The sequence below is a fragment of the Streptomyces sp. NPDC056222 genome, from assembly GCF_042264065.1.
In the GTDB taxonomy this organism is placed as follows: Bacteria; Actinomycetota; Actinomycetes; order Streptomycetales; family Streptomycetaceae; genus Streptomyces.
Genome location: NZ_JBHJTL010000001.1, coordinates 56,524 through 83,091, shown reverse-complemented (window position 1 = coordinate 83,091; position 26,568 = coordinate 56,524). Strand labels below are relative to the sequence as shown.

Sequence of the window (26,568 nt, the reverse complement as noted above, 5' to 3'; positions counted from 1 at the left end):
CGGGTCGGGCTGTGCCGTCAGTGGACGGCTGCCGGGGCGAAAGGGCCGTCCAAGGCTGCCCATTGCAGGAGCAGGATGGTCTTGCCGTCGGTGATACGTCCGTCGCGGGTCATGGCGAGAGCTTCGGCGAAGGGCAGTTCGAGGACCTCGATGTCTTCGCCGTCTTCCTCGAGTCCGCCGCCGGCGCCGGTCCGGTCGGCCGGAGTGTAGGGGGCGGCGAAGAAGTGGAGCCGTTCGGTGACGGAGCCGGGGCTCATGAAGGCATCGAGGACGTGGGTGAGCGGGCCGAGGGTGACGCCGAGTTCCTCGGCGCTCTCACGTCGGACGGCGGCCGGCGGGTCGTCCGCGTCGAGCAGCCCCGCAGCGGCTTCGACCAGCATGCCGTCGGGGTGGCCGTTGACGTAGGCCGGGTAGCGGAACTGACGGGTGAGCAGGACGCGCCCGCGCTCGGTGTCGTAGGGCAGGACGACCGCGCCGTTGCCGCGGTCGTAGGTCTCGCGCTGCTCGGTGACCCAGCGTCCGTCGCGGCGGCGGTAGTCGAAGGTGGTGCGTCGCAGGACGTGCCACCCCTGGGAGGTGAGCTCGACGTCGCGGATCACGACATCGGGGTTCCGGTCCAGGTCGCGTCCGGCGCGGTCGAGGTCGGTGCGACCGCGGTGGTCGGGGGCGTCGATGCCGGGGTGTGGGCTCACGCGTCCTCCTTCGGGGTGCGGGGCGGGATCTGCGTGACGTCGTGGTACACGGGCAGGCCGCGGCGGCGAGCGGTGGCGACGTCCTGGTCGGCACCGGTGGAGTCGCCCGGCAGCCGCAGTACGGCGTCACAGTGGGCGAGCAAGCGCTCGGCGGCCGGGTACAGCACCTGGTCGGCGAGGGGGTCGGTGGGGCCGGCGCCGGCCGAGCGCAGGACGGGCAGGGCGATCCACTCCCCGATCACGGGGAGGTGGCCCGCGGCGAAGATCGGCCACGCGGCGGCTTCGAGTCGGGCGAGGTTGGCAGCCATGGCCTGCGGGTCGCCGTCGGTGCCGGAGCGATAGGGCCCGGCAATGAGGACGAGCATGGGCTTGTCGGTCATGGCGCGCTACGATACATGCAGAAACGTGCAAGAACAGGAGAGAGTACGGATGCTGGCTGCCGAACGGCGCGACCACCTGCTGGATCTGCTCGCCCGCGAGGGCAAGATCATCGCCAAGGACGTCGCCGCCTCGCTGGGGATCTCCGAGGACAGCGTGCGGCGCGACCTGCGCGATCTCGCGAGCGAGGGGCTGTGCCAGCGGGTCTACGGCGGGGCACTGCCCGCTTCACCTGCCGTGGCCGACTACAACGCCCGGCAGTCCGTCGCCCCGGACGGGAAGCGGAAGGTCGCGTCCGTAGCTGCTGGGCTGGTGCGGCCGGGCGGCGCGCTGATCCTCGACGGCGGCACCACTGCCCTCGCGGTCGTCCACGCGCTCCCCCGGGACCTGACCTGCACCGTGATCACTCACAGTCCGACGATCGCCGCCGCCCTCCTGGACCATCCGCAGGCGGAGGTCTTCCTGCTCGGTGGCCGTATCTTCAAGCACTCCGCGGTCGCGTGCGGTGCGGCCGCGGTCGAGGCCGCGCAGAACGTCTCCGCCGACCTCTGCTTCCTCGGGGTCACCGGTGTCCACCCGGACGCGGGCCTGACCACCGGCGACGCCGAGGAGGCCGCGATGAAGCGCGCCCTGGCCGCACGGGCCGCGGACACCTACGTCCTCGCCTCCTCGGAGAAGATCGGAACCGCTTCACGGTTCCGCGTCCTGCCCTGGGAAGAGATCAACGGCCTGATCACCGACGCCGCCCCGCACGACCCGGTGATCGAGCAGCTCACGGCGCGCGGCATCGAGGTGCTCGCCGCCGACTGAGGCCCCGGGCGAGCGTTGCCCATGGGACACGGGGCCGGCCCCCTGACCTGGCGTCAAGCCCTACGGCGCGGAGGACTGGGCGCCGGAGCGTTCGAAAGTACACCGCGCGCACGGCAGGGCGCCGGAGCGTTCGAAGGTGCACGGCGCGTACGACAGGGCGACGGGGGCTGCAAGTTCCTGGAGCACGTCGGCGCGCCGGGGCCGGCGACGGGCTGTCGGCGTGTGCGGCGAAGGCCATGCGGTCGACCGGGGACGTACGCCCGCCGCGTTCATCCATCCGGGCGGCGATTCACGGACGCGTCACGGGAATGGCGACCAAGGTATCGGCACTGATCACGGACAGCCGCCGTGCAACTGTCAACTACCTCATCAGAGTTGCGCATGATGGGCGATATCAATAGATTTGTGGTAGGTGCCGATTCTCCGGTGCGCTTCCCCAGTCCTGCCGTGACCCCGGCCGACCCGACGTCCGACCCACCCGACGTCCGACCGACTCGACGACGGACCGCCTCGACGTCCGACCGAGGGGTTACGACACTGAGCGGTCCCGGTCCGACCCGACCGCGAATTCGCAGGTGCTAGTACGACTGTCCGACGCGCGGCCGCGATGCCACAGCACGCTCCGGCCGCGCCAGAGGGCCACGCAACAGCCTGGTTCCCGACGGACGGAGAGAAGAGCCGAACCATGGCCAAGATCAAGGTGCTGCTCGAAACCGAAGCGTCACACATCCAGCCCGAGGGGTTCGGTGCCTTCAGGGCAGCCGTGGCCTCCGAGACCTCGGCCCTCGACCAGGCCCTTCCCGAACTCGACAGGGTGTCAGGGCTCGGTGTCGAGCCGGGCGAGAACTTCGTACCCGTCCCCATGTTCAGCCCACCCCGGGAAGGTGGTGGGAGCCCCGAGCCCCTGGGCTCCCTGCGGGAGTTCGCGGTTCCGGAAACCAACCCCGACATCGCACCGACCTCGGTCGTGCTCCCGGTGGAAGTGGACCCCACCAAACTGGCGGAGCTGCGCGAGCGCGAAGGTGTCCGCGTATGGGCGAGCTCCCCGCTCCACCTCTACGAGGACGAGGGCAGTCCGGGCGAGCCGGGCGTGGATGTCGAGGCGAACGCGTTCGACCTCGCCCGCTCGCGTACAGGCCTCGACTGCCGGCCGTTCCGCCCCGGGGCCACCCTTGACACCATCCGAGCACTGCTGGGCGTCGCCCGGCCGTGGCAGGACGGCTTCCGAGGGCAGAACGTCGTCGTCGGCATCATCGACGAAGGCGTGAACGGGCAGGTCTATCCGGTCTCCGGCGGCTTCACCCGTCCGGGAGCGACCCTCCAGCCCGGGGCCGCCCCGATCACCAGCCACGGCTCGATGTGCGCCGCTGACGTCCTCGTCGCGGCACCCTCGGCCAGGTTGTACGACTACCCCTTCCTCGGGCAGCCCGACTCGGGCGGGGCCCTGACGATGTTCCAGGCGGTGCTGGAGCACCGTCGACTCGACGGCACGCCGCACCTGACGAACAACAGTTACGGGTTCACCGGCGTCCCGCGCCGCGAGCTGGCGCCCGGTCACGAGATCTGGGACCTCGACCACCCGCTCCACCGCAAGGTGCGCGAGGTCGTGGCCTCCGGTGCGGCGGCGTTCTTCGCGGCGGGCAACTGCGGCGCACAGTGCCCGAGCGGTGCCTGCGACCGCTCCGGTATCGGCCCCGGCCGCTCCGTCCACGCCTCCAACAGCCTTCTGGAGGTCATCACGGTCGCCGCGGTCAACAGCCAACAAGAGCGCGTCGGATACTCCTCTCAAGGGCCCGGCATGTTCGAGTCGCAGAAGCCGGACTTCGCGTCGTACACGCACCTCTTCGGGAACTTCGGCCCGGGGCGCCCCGGCGGAGTTCCGGCGCCCCCCAGGTCGCCTTTCGACAACGGGACGTCGGCGGCCACACCGGTTGCGGCAGGAGTCGCGGCACTGATGCTCTCCGCGTTCCCCGGACTCAGCCCGGAGGAGCTGCGCGAGGCGCTGCTGGCCGGGCTGGTCAACACGACCGGCAAGGCCTGGGATCCGGGCTACGGCCGTGGGATCGTGAACGCCGCGGCATCGTACTCATTCCTGCTGCGGAAGCCCTGAGCTGCGGAAAGCTCGGCGCGGATACGGTGAATCCGGATACGACGGAGAACGGGCCCCATGGATCGCGTGACCCGAGAGGTGTCGATGAAGTGGCTTTTGACGGTGCCGGTCGGCACCGACCTCGGCGACCTGGCGGCCAAGCTGTCCACCGTCGGCGGCACCCTCCTGGACATCGACCCCGTGCCGCTCGGTGACGACGAGATGGTGGTCCAGGCGGAAGGGCCACACGACCTACCCACGCGGGTGACAGGCCTTGGCCTCCCGATCAAGGTGCACCCCAGCTCCGAATTCGACCTGGGCGGCTAGGGCCTTTGTTGTGAATGTGGCAGAAGGGGTTCGCTCACAGGTTGCGGATGGCCTCGGCCAGGTCGCGTATCCGCTCTGGTCGTGGTCCTCGACCACTACGAGCCCGTCGAGGGGGAGCGCGGTACTGGGGCGGCGGGCCTCCGCAGACCCTTGGGCCCCGCCCCTAGGAGATTCGGTCCGCGCAGGGGCTCTTCCACAGCAGTCCACAGATCGGGCATTTCGGGCGACCGGAGGGGGCGTGGAGCGGCAGCGCGCGGGCGCTCTGTCATTCTTTGCGCCGTGCAGCCCCCCTCGTCCGTGACTCCCGACGCCCCCTCCCCCATACGGAGCCCGCTCCTCACTCAGGAGTGGCTCGACCTCGCGTTCATCCACTGGGCCGTCGATCCGGACGTCGTGGCCCCGCTGCTGCCGAGCGGGACCGCGCCCGACACATACGACGGGGTCAGCCACGTGGGGCTCGTGGCCTTCCGGATGCACCGGGTCGGCTGGCTCCGGCTGCCCGGAGTGCCGTACCTCGGCTCGTTCCCCGAGACCAATGTGCGCCTGTACTCGGTCGACGCGCACGGGCGGCGCGGTGTCGTGTTCCGGTCGATGGACGCGTCACGGCTCATCCCGGTCGTGATGGGGCGGGTCGGCTTCCGGCTGCCGTATCTGTGGTCCCGGATGAGCGTCCGCACCGACGGCGCCACCGTCGAATACGCCAGTTCCCGCCGCTGGCCCGGCCCGCGCGGTGCGCACAGCCGTATCACGGTGGCCAGGGGCGAGCGGATCAACGAGCCCACCGAGCTGGAGCACTTCCTCACCGCCCGCTGGGGTATGCACAACGGCTTCTTCGGCGGGGCTGCGTATCTGCCGAACGACCATCCGCGCTGGCCGCTGTACCGAGCGGAACTGCTCATGTGCGAGGAGAACCTGCTCGCTTCGGCCGGCCTCCCGACGCCACGCGAGGCTCCGGTCAGCGTCCTGTACTCCCCCGGAGTCCCGGTGCGGCTCGGCAGGCCGTCCCGCTCCGCACCCACCGTCCCGCACCCTCGCCGACCGCTCTAGCACTGCCGCAACATCAGCGGTGGGCGGCGCTCCCGCCTGCTGCGCACCGCCCCTTCGAAGAGCGGTGCCGCAGCCGCCGCCGCACGTCGTCCAGGGCCTGTTTCCTTGTTGAGTCCTCCCTTTCCAGGGGCTGCCGTCGTGGGAGATAAAGGAATGCGTGGGGGCGGGGTGGTCCGTAGGGTCCTGAACTCGTGAGCACTTTCCTCCACCAGCCGCTTGTCCCCGCCGACGAGCTCCTTCACGCCCTGCGCACACGCTTTCGACACGCGACGCTGAAGCGGGCCACGACGGCCGCGGGCGTCGAGGTGATCGGGGTGTCCGTGGCGCGAGGGCGCATGCACGGCGTCTGGGACGAGTGGCGCAGGAGGCACCCGGAGACCGGCTGGTGGCCTTACGCCTCCTGGGAGTCGCCGGACGACCTGGCCCGCGGCAGTCTGCACCACAAGTTTGATGCCGATGCCCTGGAGGACCTGATGGCCGAGGTGGTGTGCCAGGACCACGACGCCCGCGCTGCGTCCGTCGTGGTGTCGAGCTTCCGCTGGTCGATGGACTGCGCCGGTGGGGACGTGGAGGACCAGGAGGGCTGGCGCGACGACTACGACCCGGACCGACTGGCACCGCTACTGGGCCCCGCGCTCGCGGAGCCGCTCCCTGGGGTGTCGCGCTGGGCGTCCGATGACCAGGATGTCTGGAGCTCGGGTCCGCGATGGCTCAACTTCGTACCGGCGCGAGGGGGTTATGAGGTTCCTGTCGTGCTGCCCTACCTGATCGGGACGGGCAACTGGTACGGCTACGGCGACCGGCTCCTGGCCCTCGCCGATGATGCAGCCCTGCTCAGGCGCTGGCACGAGCAGTGGGGAGCCGAGCTCTTCCTCGCTCAGGGCGCCCACATGGAGCTGGTCGTCGACAGGCCCCCCTTGGATCCCCGGGCAGCTGCGCAGGCTGCCACGGAGTTGTTCGGCTACTGCAGCGACACGGTGCAGGACCCGCAGCGCGTCGGCGACGGCATGGTCCGCTCGACGATGTGGTCGCTCTGGTGGGACTGAGCCCCGTGCGACTCAGGTCACCAAGTCCTGTGACTGGTGACGCTGCGTCACGCCCCTGATGGGCTGACGGCCTCCAACAGAGCGGTGACAGTGTCGTTGTACGGCGTGGGGATGCCCAGGCGGGCACCCGCGCGCACGACAGCGCCGTTGCGAGCGTCGTATTCCAGTGGGCGGCCGGCCAGGCGGTCCCACAGCATGCTGCTGCCGGACTCCGCCGGCATCGTGCGCAGCCGGGCGATGACCTGGTCGGCCAGGTCATCGGGCAGGTTCGCACCTGAAGCGGTAGCAACCTGCCGCGCCTCCTCCACCAACGCGCGGCCCAACTGTGCGACGCGCGGATTGTCGAAGACCGGCATACGGCGCGTCGTCAGAGCGGTAATGGCGCCGTTGGCCGCGTTCAGGCACAGCTTCTCCCAGGTGGCAGTCACGAAGTCGTCGGTCAGGGACACGGTGATGCCACTGCCCTGGCACAGGGCGGCGAACTCCACACCGTCGTCTTCCTCGGGGACCACGATCCTCGGGCGGTTGAACAGCCGGATGTGGCCACGCTGCGGCGACTCGGCGGAGATCTCCACCACGGCCGGAAGCACGCGGGCCGCAGCGCCCAGAAGCGGGGCGACGCGCTCCCGATGCTCGACGCCGTTCTGCAGCACCACGACACGAGTGCCGGCGGCGCACAGCCGCTCCAGCCACGGTTTCGCGCCCGCCGTCTGGTGGGCCTTGGTCGCCAGCACCACCCAATCGACCGCAGACGCCTGGGCAGGGTCGAGGACCTGCGGAATCGATACCTTCTCAACTGCGCCTTCGGGCCGGTCGATCCGCAGCTCGCCCAGTGGCGAGCGCACGCACGCGGTCACCTCCAGCCGCCCGGTCGAAGCCAGGCCAGCGGCCATGACGCCCCCCACCGCACCCACACCCACTAGCGCAACACGTGTCATGAACACCGACCCTACCCGCGAGTATGGCCAGACGGTGCTCCTCGCGTTCCGCGAGGACGACCGCGCTGTGGGTGTCGATATCCACCCTGACGCGGGACGGGCCGTCGGTTTCGTCTGCCGGAGCCTGGAACCGGCTCCAGGTACCGCTCGACCGTTTGGGCGAACCGGCGAACTCGCCATCACCCACAGGCCGCACCGCACTTCGCCACGATCGTCATGTGGCCCGTCGCCCACCGAGAGCCAGAACCTAGGACAGCGGCTGCCCGCCAAGGCCCATCCGGCGGACGCCGCGGGGCGAGAAGGTCATCGGCCCTATCCAGCCCTGACGGATCACGGCGATCTGGGAGGGCAGCGGTGACACCGGATCGACCGCCCTCCCGCGTGACCAGTTCCCGAAGAGACCCTGAGTCGTCTCGACAGCCGACACCACCATGGTCACCGCCGACCCCTCGTCGCTCCAGGTGTTCCACAGTGCCCAGCCCTCAGCCCTGGGCTCGACGCCGATCCGGGCGCACACCTCCTCGTACGCCTCCTCCACCCCGGCAGGCATGACCCCGGGTTTCAGCACCGAGGCTCCGACGAGCCGGACGAGAGACCGGTCCTCCTCCATACAGCCATCGCCTGCGAAGTGGTAGTGGCGCAGAGCCTGAGCAAGCACGTTCACGCTGTGCTGCAACGGTGTCGAATCTTCCGGGTCTGCCGGGAACGAGAGCCAACCTTCGTTGGACGCCTCCACGCTGACGCGGTTGGCGAGGCGCTCAATCTCCCGGAGATAGTCCAGTTCGCTGAGCTCGGGTGAGGTCATGGCCCGAGTTTCGCACTACGTCGGTCCATGCCGACGCACGGCCCTGTTACCGGCAGATGCTGCCGCCGCCGCTGAGGACGCTGGGCTTCAGGTGCAACAACACCGCCCACCGGCCGGTGATGGACGCGATGAAGCTGCTGGAGAAGTACGCGGAGGTCGACGGCAGCCATGCCCACTGAACAGTACGGACGCCGGGTCAGCGCCGCCGACACCACTGCCTTCGTGCAGGACGGCTCTCCGACTGCGGCGGCGCGGTGAGGGGCAGCCGCAGTCGGAGAGCCGCCCCTCACGGTTGGTCCTGTGGTGAAACTGGCGTCTGTCAGGTCAGTCGGCGGCGGATCCACCAGGCGCAGAACCCGGTCAGGGCCAGGGCGAGGCCGAGGTAGAGCCCGGTCTCGGCCCATTGAAGGGCCCAGAAGTTGTCGGCGGGCTGGTACGTCACCTGCTGCTGGTAGCCCTGGGCGCCGAGGTCGGCGACGCAGCCTTCGACTTGCTGCAAGGTCGGCGGGCCCGACTCGGTGTGCAGGCAGTCGGCGAAGGACGACGGCACGGGGGCCGGCTGACCGGCGGCGTTCAGCGTCTGCTGGGAGGTGACCCAGGCCCCGGGCACTTCTTCGAGGTGCGCGACGATCTGCTTGGCGCCGTCCTGGATGCTGATGGGGGCGCCATCGGGCTCGATCGGCAGCGTGGTCCGGTCCGCGGCGGCCAGGTGGGACCGGATCCACATCGGCACGGCAATCTGGATGGCGGCGTAGAGAGCGAACGTGGTTGCCATCGCGGGCAGGGTGCGGCGGATGAGGAGGCCGAGGGCGACGCCCAGGACGAAGGCGAAGGCGGCATGGGCCATGGGGACCACGCCCCGTGCGGCGAAGGCCACGGGGTCGAGCCGCGGGAAGTACGTGTCCGTCGCGCCGCCGCCGTTGACGGCCCGGTCGATGGGGCTGCTCCACCAGCTCACTGCGAGTGCGGCCAGTCCAGCAGCGGTCATGGCGGCTGCCGCACCGAGGCCCAGCTTGGTCGCCAGCCACCGCGTGCGGGTGACGCCCTGGTTCCACGCGAGGTAGTGGGTGCCGGTCTCCAGCTCACGGGAGATCAGCGGCGCGCCCCAGAACATCCCGATGACCGCCGGCACGGCGAGCACGACCAGCAGCCCGGCGTAGTAGAGGGACTGGTCCGAACTGGAGACCTGGTCCACCAGGCCGCTGCCTGCAGTTCGGTAGAGGTCGGCCAGCTGCGGGCCGGTGACCGCGAGGGTGGCGGCGAGGGCAGCCACCGCGGCGAACATCACGGCGGCCTGGGTACGGAACTGGCGCCAGGTCAGCCAGATCATCGGAGTACCTCCAGTGCGGGCCGGGTGTCACGTACCGCATCGGCGGGCCGGGTCATGTAGGCCAGGACGATGTCTTCCAGACCGAGCGGGCTGACGGTCCAGGACGGATCGTGGACCGCGGTGTCGATACGCACCAGGAGGGTGGTCTGCCGGTCGGTGTGGCTGGCGGTGATGACGTGCACACCGGGCGGGAGCGTGTCCGGGTCCCGGCGCGGTCCGGTGAGCCGGTGGTGGCAGGCGACCAGGTCGTCGATGTCTCCGGCCACCTGCACCCGGGAGTCGACCAGCACGATGACGTAGTCGCAGGTTCGCTCCACGTCGGAGACCAGGTGGGAGGAGAGCACGACGCTCAGCTGGTGCTCGGCGACGGCCTCCATAAGGTCCTGCATGAACTCCCGTCGGGCGAGCGGGTCCAGAGCCGCGACCGGCTCGTCCAGGATGAGCAGTTCCGGGCGCTTGGCGATGCCCAGGGTGAGAGCGAGCTGCGCGCGCTGGCCGCCGGACAGCTTGCCGGCCCGCTGCTTGGGGTCCAGACCGAGGCGACGGATTCGGTCGCGCGCCAGACTGTCGTCCCAGTTCGGGTTGAGACGCTTGCCGAAGTTGAGGTGGTCGGCGACGCTCAGCGCGGCGTAAGTCGGGGTGTCCTGGGCGACGAAGCCGACCTTGGCGAGCTGTTCCACACCCTCGGCGGGACGGCCACCGCACACCTCGATGGTGCCGGCCGTCGGGGTCAGCATGCCGGAGGCCAGGTTCAACAAGGTCGACTTGCCGGCGCCGTTGGGGCCGACCAGGCCGACCACCCGGCCTGCCGGGACATCCAGGTCGCAGTTCTGCAGCGCCCAGCGCTGCTTGTACCTCTTGCCCAGGCCCTGGGCTCGCAAGACAGTGCTCACGCTACGTCCTCCCCGGCGGCGTTACGAAACGTGTTCACGAAGAGCGCCTCGATGCTCTCGTCGTCGAGCCCGGCCAGGCGGGCCTTGGTCAGCCAGCGCTGCAGGTCCTTCTGGAGAGGCCCGTGCGCGGCGAGCGAGGCGTCGGCCAGCGTGCGGGTCACGAACGTGCCCACGCCGGGACGGGCGGCCACCAGGCCGTCGTGCTCCAGCTCCCGGTACGCCTTGAGCACCGTGTTCGGGTTGACCGCCATCTGCCTCGCGACGTCCTTGACCGTCGGCAGCCGGTCTCCCTCCTTCAGCAGGCCCAGGCGCAGAGCATGCCGCACCTGCTGGACCAGCTGCTGGTACGGGGACAGGCCGGACCGGCCGTTCAGGTGGAACTCAATCACCGCGGTTCCTCCATTTATCTAGTTGCCTAGCACTATAGCCCTCTACGTCGATCATTCGGCAAGACTTGCACTGCGGCGCCAAGGCAACACGCTGAAGGTGACCCGGCTCGACCGACTCTCCCGCTCCGTGCGCACCTGGTGACCCTCGGCGCCGAGCTGCGCGAGCGCAGTATCGGGCTGCATGTCATCGAGCGGGGTACCGACACCGCCACCATGGAGGGGCGAGCGAAGTTCGGGATGCTGTCCGTACTGGCAGAGCTCCAGCGCGAGCTGATCGTGGCGAACACGAACGACGGGCCTGCCTCCGCGCGGGCCCGGGGGGGCGGCGGCGGGCGCCGGCCGAAGCTCACAGGGCCGACACGGGTTTCCGATCTGCTCGACGCGCAACCGTCGGCGTTGGGCCCGGGCCGGTAGCCGCGGTGCCCTGGCGGCCCCGGCGGCCCGGCAGCCCCGATTCCAGCCCCGCCCTCTGCGCCCCGGTCACATCGCCACGACCCACGCCAAGGTCATCGCATCAGTGGATCACTCGGGTGCCCCGGCACTCTCAGGCCCTAACGTTGGTCCATGCTCAAGATGCCGTCACGCGTTGAACTCCACCCGCTGACCCGCTCCGACCAGGACGAGTTCTGCACGCTCGTGCAGGCCAGCTCCGAGCTGCACGGGCAATGGATGCAACTACCCGGGACCGCCGAGGAGTTCCAGGCCTGGATGGGCCGCTTCGACGACGCCACCAACCGGGGCTTCCTGATTCGTGTCCGGGAGACCGGCGCAGCGGCCGGCATGGTCAACATCAACTCGATCATCCGGGGCCGCTACCAGGGCGCGTCCCTCGGCTACGCGGCCTTCGCCCCGTCCGCAGGGCACGGCTACATGACCGAGGGGCTCACCGCCACCCTGCAGTACGCCTTCACCGACCTGCGGCTCCACCGACTCGAAGCCAACATTCAACCGGGTAACAAGGCGTCCCTGGCCTTGGTCAAGCGGCTGGGCTTCCACTACGAAGGGGTTTCGCCCTCGTACCTCTACATCGACGGGGGCTGGCGGGACCACGAACGCTGGGCCATCACCGCACCAACCCCCTGGACTCCCGATCCATCCCTTCCCGTGGTCTGAGTCGCACGGCACCGCCCATGGGGTGGCACCAGCCGCCGGCGCGCGCAGACGGATCACAGGGAGTGATCGACATCACATCCACCAGCGCCAGGAAGGGCAACCCCGGTTCGCTGTGGTCCGAGTGCGGTCCCGCTCGTACTCGGACGGATGGGTACGACGATCCGGCCCCGGGGTCACCAAGGGCTGCCCGTCACCGTCGAGCCGTAGGCTGGATTCCATGCTCGACGGACAGGAGGCTGACGTGGCCGGGACGACGGTGGCGCAGGTCATGGCTGAGTTGGCCGCGCTTGAGGACCCGAAGATGCGCGCGGCGAATGAGAAGCGCGGTGACGATCACGGTGTGAACCTCGGCAAGCTGCGCGCACTCGCGAAGCAGCTCAAGACGCAGCAGGATCTCGCGCGCGAACTCTGGGCGACGGAAGACACCGCGGCGAGGCTCCTGGCAATGCTGATCTGCCGTCCGAAGGCATTCGAGCGCGACGAGCTGGACACCATGGTGCGGGAGGCACGCGCCCCCAAGGTTCACGACTGGCTCGTGAACTACGTGGTGAAGAAGAACCCGGCCTCCGAAGAACTGCGCCTCGCCTGGTTCAAGGACCCGGATCCTGTGGTCGCGAGCGCCGGCTGGGCGCTGACCACCGAGCGGGTGGCGAAGAAGCCCGAGGGCCTCGACCTCGCGGGACTGCTCGACGTCATCGAAGTGGAGATGAAGGACGCGCCCGATCGTCTGCAGTGGGCGATGAACCACTGTCTGGCGCAGATCGGGATTCAGCACGCCGAGTACCGCGCCCGCGCGATCGACATCGGCGAGCGCCTGGAAGTGCTCAAGGACTACCCGACTCCCCCGAACTGCACGTCCCCGTTCGCGCCCGCCTGGATCGCCGAGATGGTGCGTCGCCAGCACGAGAAGTAGCAGACCCGCAACTTCAGGCGAGGCACCGGCGCCTACCGCTGCGCCGGCGCCATCGCTGCCGGGCGTCAGGTCAACGGTGCGACCGTGAAGTGCCGAACCTGAAGTGGCGCCACCAAGTACTCCTGCTCGCCGGGAAGAACCACCGGCTGGTCCCGCCAGTTCTCGCCGGCATAGGCGACCAGATCCTCCTCGCTCCGCCAGCGACTGACGTACAACAGTCCGTCCGGCGGCGCGACCAGAACCTCGTGGTCCACCAACCCGGGGTGGAGAGCCGGGAATTCACTCACTGCACTGACGATCACGTCGCGGAACGCCTCGAAGCGATCAGGACGGACACGGGCCTCACTAATCCTGATGATCACGGCGCTCACGCTGCCACATGGAGCGCGACGACGAAACCCCAGACGCGTTCCTACCCCGGTGACCTCCGCCGCACAGGCCGGCGACCGTGGTCAGTAGGCGCTCTGGAGACACGTTTTGACGACTAGTCAACTCTTCCCCTCACACCTGGCGGACGAGCCGTGCGGGTCGTTTCGATGCCGCTTACGTCGGCGGGGCGAAGACCTCGCTGCGCTTGTACGTCCTGCAATCGGCGCCGCAGGCCCCCTCTCCCACCGCGGTGTCCCGCACCGCTGCTACCGGCCCGCCGGACCGGTCGGCGGGCGGGAGTCCGCCGGAAGGCGCAGTATCTGGCCGGCGGCGGTGCCGACGAGGATCGTGCCGTCCGGGGCCGCGTGCAGCGAGAGGGGGCCGTACGGGGGCAGCGCGCGACGGCCGAGGAACGTCCCGTCGGCCGTGTCGCAGGAGACGAGAGTGCCGTCGAGGCAGAGGGCGTACAGAGCCCCGGCGTGTGTGTCGAGGTCCTTGACCTCGGAGTCCAGCGGACGGCTCCAGAGGATCTCGCCCGACGGGAAGGCCCTGCGGACCAGCTCCGTCCGTCCGTGCAACAGCGCCGGGCCGGCCGCGTCGTCGGTGTAGACCGCTCTGCCGAGAGGCGCGTCGACCGTGAAGAGCGCCGTCTCGATGGTGCCGGTCGGGTCGAGGGCGATCACCTCCCGTCCTCGCCGTCCGTACAGCAGCTCGGGGCAGCGGCGGACGTCGAGCGGGACGAGGTCGTACCTGTCGGGCTCCTGGACCCCGCCGAGCCGGGTGCCGTCGGCGGCGAAGATCCGGGTGTTGGGTGGGGTGGGCGGCTCGGTCCCGAAGCTGCGGTCGTAGGTGTCCCGGATCGCCCAGACCCCGTCCGTACGGGCGGACAGCGCGGCCGAGAAGGGCACGGATGGGCGGTCGAGAACCGTGCCGTCCGAGGTGGCGACGAGCGGGAAGTCGGTCCGCGTGCGGGAGTCCGGGCCGGAAACGGCGACCCGTACCGTCCGCTCGTCGGCTGCGAGCTCGATCCGCGTGCCGCCGCTCGCCGAGGGCGCGGGGACGCTCCACAGCAGCGATCCGTCGGGGGCCCAGCACTCCACCGCCGTGTGCATGCGGGTGGCGAGCACACGGCCGTCACGCAGCCCGGCCACGGCTCGGACCCCGCCCCGCGCGTCGTACGTCCGGCCTGCCCGCTCGGCGAGTTCGCGCAGCAGCGGCTGCGCGGGCGGTATGTCGTCGTACAAGGACGGTCCGTCCGGGTCGAGCGGGGTCCGGTAGAGCGCCGTCAGGTCGAGGGCGTCGGGGGTGAGGCCGAGCCAGTTGTCGCGTACGACGGTGGCCCGGGACATCAGGTGCGTGTACTCGTCGTCCGGGTGCAGGGCGAAGAATGTGAGCTCGAGCGTGCGGTCGTCCAGCCAGCGGACCGGCTCGATGCCCCAGGCGGGGTCGGCGAAGTCGACGCGGTGGCCCGTGCCGGGTTCGAAGAGGGTGAGGCCGCCTTCGCGTCGGTACTCGTCATAGTTGTCCAGGCCGACGACGAGGAGTGGGAGCGTGGGGTGAAAGGCGATCGACTCGGCGTCCATCGTGAATGTCAGCAGGTGGGCGCAGGACAGGTCGGCGGCGTGGAAGAGCGCGACGCGGCTGCTTCCCTGCAGCACCGAACTCACCGCGATCCACTGCTCGTCGGCGCTGACGACCGCCTGGGACGCGTGCCCGTGCAGTTCGGAAAAGGGCTCGTCGTGGAAGACGGCGTACGAGGTCGTCTGCTCAGCCATGGTGCTCCGCCATGTGGGCGAAGGTGGTGCGGGCGAGGGTGTTCAGAACCTCCGGTGTCGCCTCCGGTACGAGGGTCCGGAAGGACGCGGCGAAGGCGGCCGACTGCGTGCAGAGGGCCTGCGCCTCCAGAGCCTGGGTGAGGCGCGGTATCAACTCGTAGAAGCAGAAAGGGTGCTCGCTCTCGATGAACGCCCTCACGCTGTCCTCGTACGAGGCGTGCTCGCCGTCGTACGTCCAGTCGTCCAGCCCCCGCAGCAGCGGGAACTGCGTGCGCACTTCCCATACGGCGAGCGGTACCTCCTCGTACGAGGCGTGCCTCCCACGGTCCGCGAGCCGCAGCAGCATCGCCAGCTCGGTCATGAACTCGGGAAGGGGCTTGCTTCCGGCGGCTGTTGTCCATACCCGTCGCGTGTCGTCCGGACAGGTCGCGAAGAACTCGTCGCTGAACGCGGTGGCCAGGTAGTCCAGTTGGGAGGCGAGCGGCTGGAGGGCGCAACGCCAGGACGCGTCCCAATGATTGGTCCGCGAGACCCTCTTGAAGCGCAACATCTCCCATTCCAACGGGTCGGTCCCGCCGGCTGCGAGCCCGACGAGGTGCGCGATCGGTCCGCTGGTGAACATGCCTTCCGGATGCAGTGCCATGAAAAGCCCCCTGTTCGTTCGCGGTCCGTCACATCGCCCTGGGGGCGCCGCCGAGCGAGCTGGGTGGCCGATCGGCCGCACTCCCGCGCTCGGGGGCGCGCTCATCCGACTCGCCGCGTGTTCGTCGCTGCTAGTGCTGCTGGAGCTGCTGGTAAGGGCCGCCGCGGAAGTAGAGGCTGCCGTGGTGGCGTGGGCGGTCGCCGCGTTCGTGTGCCGCGTCGGAGCGGTCGGCGGGGGCCGAACGGCGGGCGAGCGCCCGGAGGGTGTCCAGGCCTGCCAGCACCTCGTCACGACGGTCCGCCGCTTTCATCCACGCCGGCAGCCGGGCGAACATCCCCCTGGTCGGGGACGCGTGACGCTGGCGAAGCCGGGCGCCCACGTAGGCGGTGAGGGCGTCGACGTGCTCTTCGCCGTAGGCCCACAGGATGCGTCCCGCGCAGCGGGTCTGAAGCCACAGCGGCCGACGGAAGAAGGGGTCCTCGGTGCCACCGGGCACCGCGCCGACCAGACCGGCGCCCCGCTGCTCGGCCGTCCATTCGGCGACCGCGCCGCAGCCGGCGCACGTAAGCCGCCGGGGCTGGACGAACAGCTCACTGAAGTACTTCGGCGCCGCGAGGCCGGGCAGCGGCACGACGAGCGCGCGGCCACCGCACTTCGGGCAGACCACGAGCATCCGGCCGGTGTACTGGACGAGCCACCTGCCGTGGTCGTGGTGGCGGACCGGTTGGGAGTGCGCGGGCTCGGAGCTCATGACGGACACCCTGCCAGGCCCGCCCTGTCCTGGGCGACCGGGATATCGGGACGTCGGGACGTCGGGATTGTGAATCTGCCGCCGCCGCCATGTCCCGATCGGCTCAGGACCGGGGCGGGAACAATCCGCCGGGCCGCGGAGTTGCGTCGATCGTGACGACACAGCCCGCAATCCTGCGCTACACCGCGTTCTCCTCCGACCCCCACGGCGGCAACCCCGCCGGGGTCGTCCTGGACGCGGCCGGACTCGACGACGACGCGATGCTCGCCATCGCAGCAGATCTCGGTTACAGCGAGTCGGCGTTCCTCACCGCCCCGCCCGAGGACCTCGACGACGCGAGTGGGCGGGCCTTCACCATCCGGTACTTCAGCCCCAAGGCCGAGGTCCCGTTCTGCGGTCATGCCACCGTGGCGACGGCCGTCGCCCTCGGCGACCGCATCGGCCCCGGCGACCTGGTGTTCGCCACCCGGGTGGGGACTGTGCCGGTGAGCGTGACCGAGGACGCCGGCGTCATGCGGGCCACACTTACGACCGTCGAACCGCACATCGAGGCGATCGGCGACGCGGACCTCGCCGAGGCGCTCGCCGCCCTCGACTGGCCCGCCGCCGACCTCGACACCGCCCTGCCCCCGCGTATCGCCTTCGCGGGCGCCCGCCACCTCGTCGTCGGTGCGGCGACCCGGGAGCGCCTCGCAGACCTCGCGTACGACTTCGCCCGTCTCGAAGCGCTCATGCACCGACTCGACCTGACCACCGTGCAGTTGGTGTGGCGCGAGTCCCGGACTGTCTTCCACGTACGCGACCCCTTCCCCGTCGGCGGCGTCGTGGAGGACCCGGCAACCGGCGCGGCGGCCGGCGCTTTCGGCGCTTACGCCCGCGAACTCGGCCTGGTCCCGGACGCCTCGGTCCTCACGCTCCACCAGGGCGCCGACATGGGCCGCCCGGGCGTCCTGACCGTGGAACTACGCGAAGGCGAGGCCCAGGTGCGGGTGAGCGGAACCGGGACTCGCATCGCCTGAGCGGCCCCGCCCCGGCGCGGTGAGTATCCGATGGGTCCGCAGGCCGTGCCTGGCCCGCTTCTAATCTGAGGTCCTATGGAGAACTGGCTCACCCACGAAGGCAGCGCGTTCATCAACTTTCGGAACTACAAGTTCCAGGATGCGAGTACGCACGCCTTCAGGTGGGTCGATGCCAAGCATCTGCGGTTCCCCTCGGAGTCTGTCGGTGACAGAGAACTGCTTGCCGCTCTCATCGGGCATGAACAGTTCCGGGACGACTACGCAGGTGGTGGAGTCCTTCCGGAGGGGACCAGGCACGGCCCGTACTGGCTGAGGCTGGTCACCCCCGACGCGTACGAAGCGGTCAGTCGGGAGAAGAGCGAGCTCATCCTGCGGGAGTGGTTGAACCAGTTCGGAGCCGTGCCCGCCGAGTTGGAGGCGAATCTGCGGCGCGAGGCGTTCGACCGCCTGGCCGCAGCCGACCGTATCCACTACTTGAGCGGGCTCGGGAGCGAGGCGTTTCACGACTGGGGTGGTGTGCACGGGGAGTTCCATGAGCTCGTGATCATCAACTCCTCAGCGGGGCACATCACTTTGCTCGTCGCCGCTGACGACTGAGCAGATCAGCGGCCCGTTTACGGCGGGGACGCCGGAGAGATCAGCGCGGCCGTGATGCTTCCGGTTTCGAAGCCGGTGGGGCGCCTGAGAGTTGTCCTGCAAGTGGTCCCGTTGGCGGTGGGCTTCAGAGGAAGGCCAGCGGGACCTCCTTCTCGATGCAGAGCCGCAGGACGCCCGCAAGCCGGCGGGCGTCCTCGATGTGCTGCTGGAGGAGCTGGTCGCCGCCTTCCTGTGCCCACTGGTCGGTGATCGCCTCCAGCCGGACCAGAATCGACACGCACTCGGCAGGCGAGAGGTCGTCACCGCCGTCATCCGGATGATCGAGAAGTGGCTCCAGAGCGGTGGACACCTCGCTCCACGGACGCTCGCCGCCGAAGCCCCACATCTCCGACAGCACGAACCCCTCGGTCTCGGCCAGACGCCGCCGGAAGGCGGCAAAGCCGCTGTAGGACCAGGAGACGTCCGGACTGCTGTTGTCTCCGTCGCCCGGGAAGAGAACCAGCCCCATGCGCTCCTCCTTGCTTGCCGAGCACACAGGATCGAGGACATGCGTTCGCCACGCCATGCTCGGCAGTCCTTCGTACGACGACCGGGCGCGGACTGCTCGGCTCGGACGATGTCACACCAGTAGTGCGGCTGCGTGCCCCCGCGCCTGGTGCAGCCAGGATGCGCGCGCTTCATCGGTCGAATCGGTGACTGTACGGAAGACGACCCGGCGGACATCGGTAACCCCCACGTACGGCAGCACGCAGGCCGACCAGATCCTGTCCAGCGGGTCGCCGAACTCGCTCTCTTCGCGGTCGGCGGGAGTGTCCGAGGTGTTCAGGACGAGGGCCCGGCCGGCTTGCAACAGCCCTGCGGGCTCGCCCTCCGCAGTGCTGAGTTTGTACGCGACGCCGGGCGCCAGTACGCGCTGCACCCAGCCCGTGAGGACTGCGGGCGGCATTCCCCACCAGTTCGGATGCACGAACACCATGGCGTCGAGTGTGGCCACTTCCTCGCGATGCAGCGCCACCTGCGAGTCAGCCGCGTCCGAGACCGGCTGGACCGTCCGCGTCTCGTCGGCGGCAAGCGCGGGTGCGAACCCTTCGGCGTAGAGGTCGTGTGCGAGCACCTCGCACCCTCGGTCGCGCAGTTCTTCCACGACGGCGTCGAAGACAGCATGGTTGAAGCTGCCCGGCCGTGGGTGTGCGAGATAGACCCCTGCGCGCATTGCTCATCCCCCGAAGACATCAGTAGCCGTTGGCCAACGATTCGCGAGCAGCTTATGCAAACGGGACGATCGACCGCCACTGGATCGATCACCATCACCGATGACCACAACTACCCGCGAAATCAACCGTCGTTGCTCAACCGATCGACATTCGGTCCGGTCTCGACGGCGGTCGGCGGTCGGCGTCGCGAGGACGAGGCGGTCGCGTGAAGGGAGGGCGTTGGAATGCATGCTCGCGGAAACCGTGGCGGAGCTCCGTGACCGCCTGAACGGAATGGTTTGCTTCACGTCCGGTGTCCGTAACGCGCCCCGCCGAAGGCCCGGTGCGCGGGAGTGCCTGCACTCACTCCCCGGGGCCGGGCCGTCGGGCCGATCGTCTCGGGTCCGGCCCGCCGTGGCCCGTCCCGGCCGTGGCGGGCGTACGCCCTGACGGGGTGCTGGTCGCCCCGGCGGGAGCGGACAGCAGGGCCAGGAGGCCGGCGATCTCATGGCCCGCTTCGGCAGGGTGCCGGAACTGGGCCTTGGCGTTGATCTCGTAGCGGTTGCGGCGGCCGTCCGAGCCGCGAGTGCGCGTGACGTATCCGTCCGCCTCCAGATCGGCGACGATCGCCTGCACGGTCCTCTCGGTCACCCCGCACCCGGTCGCGACGTCCCTCAGCCGGATACCGGGATCCCTGGCGAGCATGAGGAGGACCCGGGCGTGATTGGTGAGAAACGTCCAGCTCGGGTGGTGGCGAGCACCATGTGCCATGTCCTACCACTGCCCCTCCCTGCGGTGGATCATTCAGCATACGTCCTGATTTTCATGTATTCCTTGACGTATATCGGAGATACGGGCACCATTGCGGGTGGAGTGCTCCGACAGATTCCGACCCGGCCCCGAGCGGTACACACCGCCTCGCAGTCCTGCTGGGGGTGCATGATGACCTCCGACGACCGCCACATCCCCTGTGGGGTATGCGGATGCCCCATCGGCCCGCACCCGCACAAGGGACGTGTGCCTGATTCCTCGTACGTAGACCCGCACGACCCCCGTCACGACGGCCGGCGCCCCTTGCTGGCCTGTAGCAGCGAGCACCTCGCGCGCCTCGAGGAAAAGGTACGAGGCCGTCCGTACCACGAGGCGGAGCTGTGGTTCGCGAAGATCACCCAGGTCATGGCACGGCACCACTACGGCATCAGCATGGCCGATCTCAGTCAGGAAACCGGACTCGACCTGCATCAGCTCGAAGCCGGGGCTCTTTGGATCACCCATCTCGACCACGCCCCGCGCTCCACGGCCCGCAATCGCGGTGCCGCCTGAATCCCTTCGCAGATCAGCGTCCCGCGCGGGAGCTGCATCGCACGCGGAATTCCGTGGCGTGCAGAAGTCCGCTCGACCCGGGACAATGATCGATGGCCCCTCCCGGGCCGCCCCCGTTGGGCATGGAACGTCCCGCCCAGCAGGGACGCGGCACAGAAGGAGACCGTCATGCTCATCAGCTACGCCATCGAGGACGGCGTCCTGCACGTGACACTGCTGCGCGACCTCGACATCACCACCCGGGCCGCGGCCTCCCTGGAAACCGAGGCGCTCGTCCACGCCCACCGCCCTCGGCACGTCCGCGTACAGCTGCCCACGTTCGATCCGTCGCCGGCCTCTCTCAGCGCGCTCACGCGCGCCCGGCGGCTGTGCGAGCACCTGGGCATCCCTCTCAGCGTCGTCGGCCCCGCACAGGGGGCCAGTCCCGAGGCGAGCCCCTCGGCGCCGGGTGCCGCCGCTTGAGCGACAGCAGAGCAGCACTCGGCACCGGATCACCCCACTGGACTCGACGGAGCTTCGGCCCACCCGGCCACACCTCATAGTCGGCCGGGCGGTGCGCTCCGTGGCCGTACCCGCCGTTCCGGCGGCGGCCGGTCGGCGATGTGACGTTCTCCATGACGAGCGGGGAGTTCAGGCGCTGGACGCCGGGCAGCGTGGCCGGCCGCCGGTCGTACAGCCTCATCGATACCGCGGGCGGTTGGCCGGTGGGCGCGCAGACCGGGCTGCTCGGCACACTCCGCGGGACGGCCTGCGCGCTGCTCCACCTCGCCGTCGGTGCGCCGGCCCGCACCGTCCTGAAGGCCAGGCCCTCGGCCCCAAGCGGTCACCCTCGCATCCGGTGCATGATGATCACCATCGGGGGTCCTGCTGGTGCAACATCTGGCCGGCCGACGCGCCCACCTCGCCCTGTACGCATACGAAGGAGAGCGCATGGACGACCGGACGCAGCACGAACCGGCGAGCCCCGAAGCGCAGAAGCGCATCCAGGCGAGCTTCGATCGCCAGGGGCTGATGGCGCACCTCGGTGCCCGGATAACCCACATCGGCCCCGGCCGCGTGCACATCGTCCTCCCGAGCCGGCCCGAAGTGACCCAGCAGCACGGCTACTTCCACGCCGGCGCCACCAGCGCCGTCGCGGACACCGCCGGCGGCTACGCCGCCTACACGCTGTTCCCCGAGGACACCGAGGTGCTCACCGTCGAGTACAAGATCAACCTTCTCGCGCCAGCCACTGGCGACCACCTTGAGGCGGTCGGAACCGTGCTGAAGGCCGGACGCACCTTGACCGTGTGCCAGTTGGAGGTGGTCGGTGTCCAGGAGGACGGGGCACGCAAGCTCGTCGCCAACGGCCAGCAGACACTCATCCGCGTGAACAGGCCCGAACAGTAGGCCCGCGACGTCGAGCACCGTCGCGTCACGCCCCTTCGACGCCGAGGTCGGGGAGCACGGCGCGTGCGGCGGCGCGTTCAGGCTTCCGTACGGGCCCGCGCACAGCCCCCTCGACTCGGGCCTGTGGACTCGGGTGCGGAGGGAGGCGGAGATGGTGGCCGGATCACTGGGGCTCGGTGCGGGCCGCGCGCGGGTTCATCGGGTGATCGGGTTGGCGCCGGTCGCGGTGATGGACAGGTCCCAGAGCCGTGCGGCCGCGTCGGGGTCGATGGCGTACGCGCGGACACCGCCGTCGTCCATCGGCGCGTCGGGGGCGGAGACGCGCGCGATGTCGCAGTCTTCGAGGTAGAGGCCGCCGCGGTCGTCGAGGAGGGGGGACGTGGCTGCCCACAGACCGGTGGCGGCGCCTTGGGAGGGCGTCTTGAAGTCGGCGCCGATCACGTTGCCGTGCGCGTCGACCCAGCCGCGTTCGATCTGTTCCCGGAGCGTCATCTCCCGCTGAAGGCCGGTGATGATCTTGCCCGGATGGAGAGCGAATGCCCGGACGCCGTCGCCCCGTCCGAGGGCGTCGAGTTGTACGGCGAAGAGGGTGTTGGCGGTCTTCGCCTGGCCGTACGCCAGCCACTTGTCGTAGCCGGTACGGAAGTGCGGGTCGTGCCAGCGGATGTCGGTCAGGGTGTGTCCGGCGGAGCTGTTGACGACGACGCGCGCACCGGCGGTGGCCAGGAGTGGATAGAGCTCGCAGGCGAGGGTGAAGTGCCCGAAGTGGTTGGCGGCGAGCTGACTCTCCCAGCCGGGTCCGACGTACCGCTCGGGGGTGGCCATGACTCCGGCGACCGCCATGAAGAGGTCGAGTCCGGTGCGGGAGTCGCTGATCAGCGCGGCGGCGGCGCGCACGCTGTCGAGATCTGCCAGGTCCATGGGGACGATCTCGCAGCCGTCCACATCGGCGAGCGCGGCGCGGGCGATGTCGGGTCGGCGTGCCGGAACGATGACCTGGGCCCCGGCTGCCGTGAGGGCGCGGGTGGTTTCCAGGCCGAGTCCGGAGTAGCCGCCGGTCACGACGGCGCTGGTGCCGGAGAGGTCGAGGCCGGTCATGACGTCCTCGGCGGTGCTGGTGGCGGAGAAGAGGGAGCCGAGCGGCTGCTGATGAGTGCTGGTCATGCCGTCGAAGCTACGATCTGGAGCGAGGTCTAGATCAAGTCCTAGACTGGCCGGCATGGCGACTCCCGAGACCTCTGCGGAGCCACTGAGCATCGGTGACGTGGCCGAGCGGACAGGGCTCAGCGTGCACGCCCTGCGCTTCTACGAGCGTGAGGGCCTGCTGGTCGGACCGGTCCGGCGCACCTCCGGCGGTTGGCGGCGGTACACCGCGTCGGATGTCGACTGGCTGCTGATCTGCGTCAAGCTGCGTGAATCCGGGATGCCGCTGGCCGACCTCAAGCGCTTCGCCGAGCTGGTGCGGCACGGTCCGGGCAACGAGGTGGAACGGCTGCGGCTGCTCGACACCCATCGGCAGCGCGTCGACGCGCAGATCCATGCGTTGGAGGAGTGCCGTTCCGTCATCGCCTGGAAGGTCGGCGTCTACGCCGAGCACCTCGCCCGCGGCGAGGCCGACGGACTCTGGGACCCGACGGGCGGAGACAGGAACAAGCGGGACCAGCCGGCCTGACGCAGGCAGCATGAAGTCATGGAAGGCGCAGTGATGTTGGTCCGCACGGAGAGCCTGCCGCAGGCGTCGGGGCGGCACATGACGGTTCGTGTTCACACGCCGATCGGCGTCGCCGTCGTGCTCTGGCATGGCGATCCGCATGAAGCGGACGGCCGCCACCTCGTCGAATGGACCGTCGACGACGACATCGACTGGGGCGAGAACGCGCGGCCGACCTCTGTTGCCGAGCCGGGGCTCCGACAGGACGGTGCCCAGGTCGTCATGCGCGGCCTCCTCCTGCTCACGCCGGATGGCGCCGCCCATCTCCAGTTGGGCTCCTGGCCCGTGCTGTTCGACCTCGCTTCACCGGTCCCCCGCGACAGGGACAGGACGTGGGTGGAGATCACCGTGGGAGCGGACAGCGTCGGCCTCAACCCGTACGAGACCTGACGTCACGAGATCAGTCGGACGCGTCGAGCGGGACACATCTCCCCGGGAGCGGGCAGGCCTCGCCCGCCGGGCGGCATCGGTTTGCGGGGCGTGGCATCGTGGTGGGCATGGCGATCGAGGTTCGACCTGCTTCGGTCTTCGAGGATGTCCGGGCTGTGCTCGGCCCGAAGTCGGCCGGAGCCAATGTCTGCTGGTGCCTGAGCTATCGGATCCCGTCGAAGCTCAACCAGGAGCTGCGGGGGCCGGCGCGCGGTGAGTACGTCGCCGAGCTGTGCTGCGGGCAGCTTCCTCCCGGGGTGCTGGCCTATGACGGTGACGAGCCGGTCGGCTGGGCCGCCGTGGCCCCGCGCTCGGACACGTCGTTCGCGCGCAGTCGCAGGATCCCGCACGTCGACGATCTGCCGGTCTGGTCGCTGTGGTGCATCCGTGTGCGGCCCGGCCATCGCAAGAGCGGCATCTCGCACGCTCTCATCGCCGGGGCGGTGGAGTTCGCCCGCGGGCACGGCGCGCCGGTGATCGAGGCGTACCCGATCGACAGCGGTGGCGCGAAGGTCGACATGACGATGGCGTACGCGGGGATCAGGAAGAACTTCGAGCGTGCCGGGTTCACCCATGCCGCTGACACCACCTCGGTGCTGGCCGGCTTTCCGAGGGTGCTGATGCGACTCGACCTGCGCTGATACGCCGAGGTCTCGGCCGCCAACGTCCTCAGTTCGCGCGGGACCAGGTGCGCAGCAGCGCGTTGATCCTTCCGACGGTGCAGGTGGGGTCGATCAGGAGGTCCTTGAGGGCGATGGCGTCGTCGCGGGTGGGCTTGACCGTGATACCGGCGGCTTCCAGGTACATGACGCCGGTGGCGGCGGCGACGGCCATGTTGGATCGTTCCAGCCAGCGGCAGCGGCCCAAGGTGTGTACGAGGGCTGCGGCCTTGGCGTAGGGGCTGTCGTAGACGGACTGCTCGAAGATCTCGGCGCGGTGGCGCGCGACGGCGGCGACGGGGACGCCGTAGTCGTCGGGGGCGGGATCGTTCGCCCCGGCTGCTTCCGCGACCTGCAGGATCCAGGGGATGTCGATGTGCAGTTCCATCAGGCGGCGCGCACCCCGGGGGACGCCTGCTGTGCGTTCTCGGCTTCGTCGAAGACGTCCTGGTGCTCGGCGAGGAACCGGGCGGCGGCGTCCACCGCGCGGGCGCGCAGGCCGCTGGCGTCGTCCTGCACCAGGCGGGCGAGGTAGTCACCGACGCTCAGACCGAGGTCCGCGGCGCGCTTCTTCGCCAGTTCCGCGACGTCCTGATCCACTCGCGCACCCAGCTGTGTCTTCGCCATGACACGCATGGTAACAGATGTTACCGACTGGCTGCCAGGCCGTCTGTCACTCGGTGGGGGGAGCCTGCCCGGCGCGGCGCAGGGGAAGGCATGAGCAAGAGCCTGGCCTGTTCGCGAGGGAGCAGCACATGACCGAGGCCCGAACTGACAGGGGTGATGGGACGATGCCGGCCGGGTCGGATCGCAGCTCGGAAGAGGTCGCCGACCTTCGACGCACGGGAATCGATCCGAATTTCTGGTACCCGGTGGCGGTGTCGGGCAGCGTCCCCAAGGGAGGAACGTTTCCCGCCGTGTTCGCTGGTGAGCGGATCGCCCTGTACCGGGGCGAGGGCGGGACGGTCTACGCGCTGGAGGATCGGTGCGCCCACCGTCAGGTACCGCTGAGCATGGGCGTCGTGGAGGGCGAGGCGCTGCGCTGCTGCTATCACGCCTGGACTTATCGGGGGAACGGCCGCATCTCGCAGATCCCCTATCTCCCGAAGGGGACGGATCGGCCGCCGCGCGGTGTGCGCGCCTATCCGGTCCGCGAGGCGTACGGTCTCGTCTTCGTCTTTCCCGGCGATCCCGACAAGGCGTTCGGATCCGGGCTCCCTGAGCTGCCCGCGTTCCATTCCCCCGGGCACAGGACGATGACCTTCTCCCGCACCGTTCGCTGCCACTACACGTTCATGCACGAGAATCTGCTGGACATGAATCACCAGTTCCTGCACCGGGGCGTGCTCGGCAGAATCCAGCCGAAGCTCCTCGGGTACGACACGGGCCCGGACTTCGTCGAGGCCCGGTACCTGTTCGTACCGGGCGGGGGCCGGAAGGACCGCGGTGCCGGCCTGCTGTCCGCCGAGGGGATGAGCGGCGGCTCGACGCCCGACGTCGTCACCGTCCGCTCCCAGTACCCCTACCAGACCCTGCAAGCGGTCCCCGAGAATGCCACGCTCCCGGCGTTCTCGCTGTGGGCGGCCTACGTTCCCCAGGATGCCGAGCAGCGCGTCAACCACACCTTCGGGCTGCTGTCGATCGCCAAACCGTCCATCCCCGGGGCCCTTCATCTCGCATGGCCGTTGATCCGGCGCTTCACCGAGCGGGTCTTCGCCGAGGACCGGATGGCCGTCGAGGCAGAACAGCGTGCTTGGGACGAGCAGGGTGCGGACTGGAACCAGGAGGTGTTCCCGTTGATCCTCCATGTCCGCGACATGCTGCGGTCCAACGGTGTCCCGCTCCGCCGCACACCCGCAGCCACCTCTGGGGCATGCGGCGGCAGCGCAGGTCTCTCGTCGTCTCCCACCCATGGTTGAGGCCCCGGCGGAGCTCGCGGA

35 protein-coding genes are annotated in these 26,568 nt (G+C 69.7%); 18 read left to right on the top strand and 17 right to left on the bottom strand.

The window, feature by feature from the left end; genetic code table 11:
• Positions 1-17 precede the first annotated feature (17 nt).
• Complete coding sequence (locus tag ACFC0D_RS00440) at positions 18-692, bottom strand: NUDIX domain-containing protein (RefSeq protein WP_376430044.1); 675 nt, start codon at positions 690-692, stop codon at positions 18-20.
• The gene (locus tag ACFC0D_RS00435; protein ID WP_376430042.1) at positions 689-1,072 is read right to left on the bottom strand and encodes a DUF4406 domain-containing protein; all 384 of its coding nucleotides are present in this window, start codon (positions 1,070-1,072) and stop codon (positions 689-691) included. The genes ACFC0D_RS00440 and ACFC0D_RS00435 overlap by 4 nt, the downstream gene beginning before the upstream one ends.
• Before the next feature lie 49 nt (positions 1,073-1,121).
• Between ACFC0D_RS00435 and ACFC0D_RS00430 the strand changes: the two genes are divergently transcribed.
• The 5 genes from ACFC0D_RS00430 to ACFC0D_RS00410 all read left to right on the top strand — a co-directional run bounded on the left by ACFC0D_RS00430 (position 1,122) and on the right by ACFC0D_RS00410 (position 6,389).
• The gene (locus tag ACFC0D_RS00430; protein WP_376430041.1) at positions 1,122-1,880 is read left to right on the top strand and encodes a DeoR/GlpR family DNA-binding transcription regulator; all 759 of its coding nucleotides are present in this window, start codon (positions 1,122-1,124) and stop codon (positions 1,878-1,880) included.
• A gap of 685 nt (positions 1,881-2,565) precedes the next feature.
• Complete coding sequence (locus ACFC0D_RS00425; protein WP_376430039.1) at positions 2,566-3,990, top strand: S8 family serine peptidase; 1,425 nt, start codon at positions 2,566-2,568, stop codon at positions 3,988-3,990.
• Between the two features lie 57 nt (positions 3,991-4,047).
• The gene (locus ACFC0D_RS00420) at positions 4,048-4,296 is read left to right on the top strand and encodes a hypothetical protein (protein WP_376430037.1); all 249 of its coding nucleotides are present in this window, start codon (positions 4,048-4,050) and stop codon (positions 4,294-4,296) included.
• Between the two features lie 279 nt (positions 4,297-4,575).
• Positions 4,576-5,343, top strand: coding sequence for a YqjF family protein (locus ACFC0D_RS00415; protein WP_376430036.1), 768 nt, complete (start codon positions 4,576-4,578; stop codon positions 5,341-5,343).
• A gap of 191 nt (positions 5,344-5,534) precedes the next feature.
• On the top strand, positions 5,535-6,389 hold the full coding sequence (locus ACFC0D_RS00410) for a DUF4253 domain-containing protein (protein ID WP_376430034.1): 855 nt from the start codon (positions 5,535-5,537) through the stop codon (positions 6,387-6,389).
• 47 nt (positions 6,390-6,436) lie between these two features.
• Here ACFC0D_RS00410 and ACFC0D_RS00405 read toward each other — a convergent pair whose 3' ends face one another.
• Together ACFC0D_RS00405 and ACFC0D_RS00400 are read right to left on the bottom strand one after the other, a co-directional pair.
• A complete protein-coding gene (locus ACFC0D_RS00405) occupies positions 6,437-7,327 on the bottom strand; it encodes a 2-dehydropantoate 2-reductase (RefSeq protein ID WP_376430032.1) in 891 nt (296 codons plus the stop codon).
• A 247-nt stretch (positions 7,328-7,574) separates the two neighbouring features.
• Positions 7,575-8,132, bottom strand: a complete 558-nt coding sequence (locus ACFC0D_RS00400; protein WP_376430030.1) for a hypothetical protein — start codon at positions 8,130-8,132, stop codon at positions 7,575-7,577.
• Between the two features lie 56 nt (positions 8,133-8,188).
• Between ACFC0D_RS00400 and ACFC0D_RS00395 the strand changes: the two genes are divergently transcribed.
• Entirely contained in the window at positions 8,189-8,311 is a 123-nt protein-coding gene (locus ACFC0D_RS00395) for a hypothetical protein (RefSeq protein WP_376430029.1), read from the top strand.
• 140 nt (positions 8,312-8,451) lie between these two features.
• Here ACFC0D_RS00395 and ACFC0D_RS00390 read toward each other — a convergent pair whose 3' ends face one another.
• Genes ACFC0D_RS00390 through ACFC0D_RS00380 form a run of 3 tightly spaced genes read right to left on the bottom strand, consistent with a single transcriptional unit; the run spans position 8,452 to position 10,744 of the window.
• The gene (locus ACFC0D_RS00390) at positions 8,452-9,462 is read right to left on the bottom strand and encodes a transporter (RefSeq protein WP_376430027.1); all 1,011 of its coding nucleotides are present in this window, start codon (positions 9,460-9,462) and stop codon (positions 8,452-8,454) included.
• Entirely contained in the window at positions 9,459-10,355 is an 897-nt protein-coding gene (locus ACFC0D_RS00385; protein WP_376430025.1) for an ABC transporter ATP-binding protein, read from the bottom strand. Before ACFC0D_RS00385 ends, ACFC0D_RS00390 begins: the two co-directional genes overlap by 4 nt.
• Positions 10,352-10,744 (bottom strand): GntR family transcriptional regulator, encoded by a 393-nt coding sequence (locus ACFC0D_RS00380; protein WP_376430023.1) that lies wholly within the window; start codon positions 10,742-10,744, stop codon positions 10,352-10,354. The genes ACFC0D_RS00385 and ACFC0D_RS00380 overlap by 4 nt, the downstream gene beginning before the upstream one ends.
• A gap of 138 nt (positions 10,745-10,882) precedes the next feature.
• On the opposite strand from ACFC0D_RS00380, the gene ACFC0D_RS00375 reads away from it, so the two are divergent.
• The 3 genes from ACFC0D_RS00375 (at position 10,883) to ACFC0D_RS00365 (ending at position 12,770) form a co-directional block, all read left to right on the top strand.
• Positions 10,883-11,158, top strand: a complete 276-nt coding sequence (locus tag ACFC0D_RS00375; protein ID WP_376430021.1) for a recombinase family protein — start codon at positions 10,883-10,885, stop codon at positions 11,156-11,158.
• Between the two features lie 150 nt (positions 11,159-11,308).
• Positions 11,309-11,857 (top strand): GNAT family N-acetyltransferase, encoded by a 549-nt coding sequence (locus ACFC0D_RS00370; RefSeq protein WP_376430019.1) that lies wholly within the window; start codon positions 11,309-11,311, stop codon positions 11,855-11,857.
• A 217-nt stretch (positions 11,858-12,074) separates the two neighbouring features.
• Positions 12,075-12,770: a DNA alkylation repair protein gene (locus tag ACFC0D_RS00365; RefSeq protein WP_376430017.1), complete on the top strand. Its 696-nt coding sequence runs from the start codon at positions 12,075-12,077 to the stop codon at positions 12,768-12,770.
• Positions 12,771-12,835: 65 nt separating this feature from the next.
• Here ACFC0D_RS00365 and ACFC0D_RS00360 read toward each other — a convergent pair whose 3' ends face one another.
• From ACFC0D_RS00360 to ACFC0D_RS00345, 4 genes are all read right to left on the bottom strand, one after another.
• The gene (locus tag ACFC0D_RS00360) at positions 12,836-13,141 is read right to left on the bottom strand and encodes an antibiotic biosynthesis monooxygenase family protein (protein WP_376430015.1); all 306 of its coding nucleotides are present in this window, start codon (positions 13,139-13,141) and stop codon (positions 12,836-12,838) included.
• 264 nt (positions 13,142-13,405) lie between these two features.
• Complete coding sequence (locus tag ACFC0D_RS00355) at positions 13,406-14,914, bottom strand: hypothetical protein (RefSeq protein WP_376430013.1); 1,509 nt, start codon at positions 14,912-14,914, stop codon at positions 13,406-13,408.
• Entirely contained in the window at positions 14,907-15,557 is a 651-nt protein-coding gene (locus tag ACFC0D_RS00350; protein ID WP_376430011.1) for a hypothetical protein, read from the bottom strand. Before ACFC0D_RS00350 ends, ACFC0D_RS00355 begins: the two co-directional genes overlap by 8 nt.
• A gap of 130 nt (positions 15,558-15,687) precedes the next feature.
• On the bottom strand, positions 15,688-16,308 hold the full coding sequence (locus ACFC0D_RS00345; RefSeq protein WP_376430009.1) for a hypothetical protein: 621 nt from the start codon (positions 16,306-16,308) through the stop codon (positions 15,688-15,690).
• Between the two features lie 152 nt (positions 16,309-16,460).
• On the opposite strand from ACFC0D_RS00345, the gene ACFC0D_RS00340 reads away from it, so the two are divergent.
• Both ACFC0D_RS00340 and ACFC0D_RS00335 read left to right on the top strand, forming a co-directional pair.
• Positions 16,461-17,327, top strand: coding sequence for a PhzF family phenazine biosynthesis protein (locus ACFC0D_RS00340; RefSeq protein ID WP_376430008.1), 867 nt, complete (start codon positions 16,461-16,463; stop codon positions 17,325-17,327).
• A 75-nt stretch (positions 17,328-17,402) separates the two neighbouring features.
• Positions 17,403-17,924 (top strand): hypothetical protein, encoded by a 522-nt coding sequence (locus ACFC0D_RS00335; protein WP_376430006.1) that lies wholly within the window; start codon positions 17,403-17,405, stop codon positions 17,922-17,924.
• 124 nt (positions 17,925-18,048) lie between these two features.
• Here ACFC0D_RS00335 and ACFC0D_RS00330 read toward each other — a convergent pair whose 3' ends face one another.
• From ACFC0D_RS00330 to ACFC0D_RS00320, 3 genes are all read right to left on the bottom strand, one after another.
• Positions 18,049-18,432, bottom strand: a complete 384-nt coding sequence (locus tag ACFC0D_RS00330) for a hypothetical protein (protein ID WP_376430004.1) — start codon at positions 18,430-18,432, stop codon at positions 18,049-18,051.
• A gap of 111 nt (positions 18,433-18,543) precedes the next feature.
• Complete coding sequence (locus ACFC0D_RS00325; RefSeq protein WP_376430002.1) at positions 18,544-19,137, bottom strand: NAD(P)H-dependent oxidoreductase; 594 nt, start codon at positions 19,135-19,137, stop codon at positions 18,544-18,546.
• A 343-nt stretch (positions 19,138-19,480) separates the two neighbouring features.
• A complete protein-coding gene (locus tag ACFC0D_RS00320; protein WP_376430000.1) occupies positions 19,481-19,888 on the bottom strand; it encodes a helix-turn-helix transcriptional regulator in 408 nt (135 codons plus the stop codon).
• A 246-nt stretch (positions 19,889-20,134) separates the two neighbouring features.
• On the opposite strand from ACFC0D_RS00320, the gene ACFC0D_RS00315 reads away from it, so the two are divergent.
• The 3 genes from ACFC0D_RS00315 (at position 20,135) to ACFC0D_RS00305 (ending at position 21,829) form a co-directional block, all read left to right on the top strand.
• A complete protein-coding gene (locus ACFC0D_RS00315; RefSeq protein WP_376429998.1) occupies positions 20,135-20,440 on the top strand; it encodes a hypothetical protein in 306 nt (101 codons plus the stop codon).
• Between the two features lie 168 nt (positions 20,441-20,608).
• On the top strand, positions 20,609-20,902 hold the full coding sequence (locus ACFC0D_RS00310) for a hypothetical protein (protein ID WP_376429997.1): 294 nt from the start codon (positions 20,609-20,611) through the stop codon (positions 20,900-20,902).
• A gap of 468 nt (positions 20,903-21,370) precedes the next feature.
• Positions 21,371-21,829, top strand: coding sequence for a PaaI family thioesterase (locus ACFC0D_RS00305; RefSeq protein ID WP_376429995.1), 459 nt, complete (start codon positions 21,371-21,373; stop codon positions 21,827-21,829).
• Positions 21,830-22,024: 195 nt separating this feature from the next.
• Here the strand turns inward: ACFC0D_RS00305 and ACFC0D_RS00300 are convergent, their stop codons facing one another.
• Positions 22,025-22,993 carry an SDR family NAD(P)-dependent oxidoreductase gene (locus ACFC0D_RS00300; RefSeq protein WP_376429993.1) on the bottom strand — a complete coding sequence of 323 codons (969 nt, stop codon included), beginning with the start codon at positions 22,991-22,993 and terminating at the stop codon, positions 22,025-22,027.
• 55 nt (positions 22,994-23,048) lie between these two features.
• Between ACFC0D_RS00300 and ACFC0D_RS00295 the strand changes: the two genes are divergently transcribed.
• The 3 genes from ACFC0D_RS00295 (at position 23,049) to ACFC0D_RS00285 (ending at position 24,610) form a co-directional block, all read left to right on the top strand.
• Complete coding sequence (locus tag ACFC0D_RS00295; RefSeq protein WP_376429991.1) at positions 23,049-23,501, top strand: MerR family transcriptional regulator; 453 nt, start codon at positions 23,049-23,051, stop codon at positions 23,499-23,501.
• A gap of 18 nt (positions 23,502-23,519) precedes the next feature.
• A complete protein-coding gene (locus ACFC0D_RS00290) occupies positions 23,520-23,930 on the top strand; it encodes a hypothetical protein (RefSeq protein ID WP_376429989.1) in 411 nt (136 codons plus the stop codon).
• 107 nt (positions 23,931-24,037) lie between these two features.
• Entirely contained in the window at positions 24,038-24,610 is a 573-nt protein-coding gene (locus tag ACFC0D_RS00285) for a GNAT family N-acetyltransferase (protein WP_376429987.1), read from the top strand.
• A 28-nt stretch (positions 24,611-24,638) separates the two neighbouring features.
• Here the strand turns inward: ACFC0D_RS00285 and ACFC0D_RS00280 are convergent, their stop codons facing one another.
• Together ACFC0D_RS00280 and ACFC0D_RS00275 are read right to left on the bottom strand one after the other, a co-directional pair.
• Positions 24,639-25,016 (bottom strand): fic family toxin-antitoxin system, toxin component, encoded by a 378-nt coding sequence (locus tag ACFC0D_RS00280; protein WP_329124569.1) that lies wholly within the window; start codon positions 25,014-25,016, stop codon positions 24,639-24,641.
• On the bottom strand, positions 25,016-25,255 hold the full coding sequence (locus ACFC0D_RS00275; RefSeq protein WP_376429985.1) for a hypothetical protein: 240 nt from the start codon (positions 25,253-25,255) through the stop codon (positions 25,016-25,018). The genes ACFC0D_RS00280 and ACFC0D_RS00275 overlap by 1 nt, the downstream gene beginning before the upstream one ends.
• Positions 25,256-25,383: 128 nt before the next feature.
• On the opposite strand from ACFC0D_RS00275, the gene ACFC0D_RS00270 reads away from it, so the two are divergent.
• Positions 25,384-26,547 carry a Rieske 2Fe-2S domain-containing protein gene (locus tag ACFC0D_RS00270; RefSeq protein ID WP_376429984.1) on the top strand — a complete coding sequence of 388 codons (1,164 nt, stop codon included), beginning with the start codon at positions 25,384-25,386 and terminating at the stop codon, positions 26,545-26,547.
• Positions 26,548-26,568: the final 21 nt, after the last annotated feature.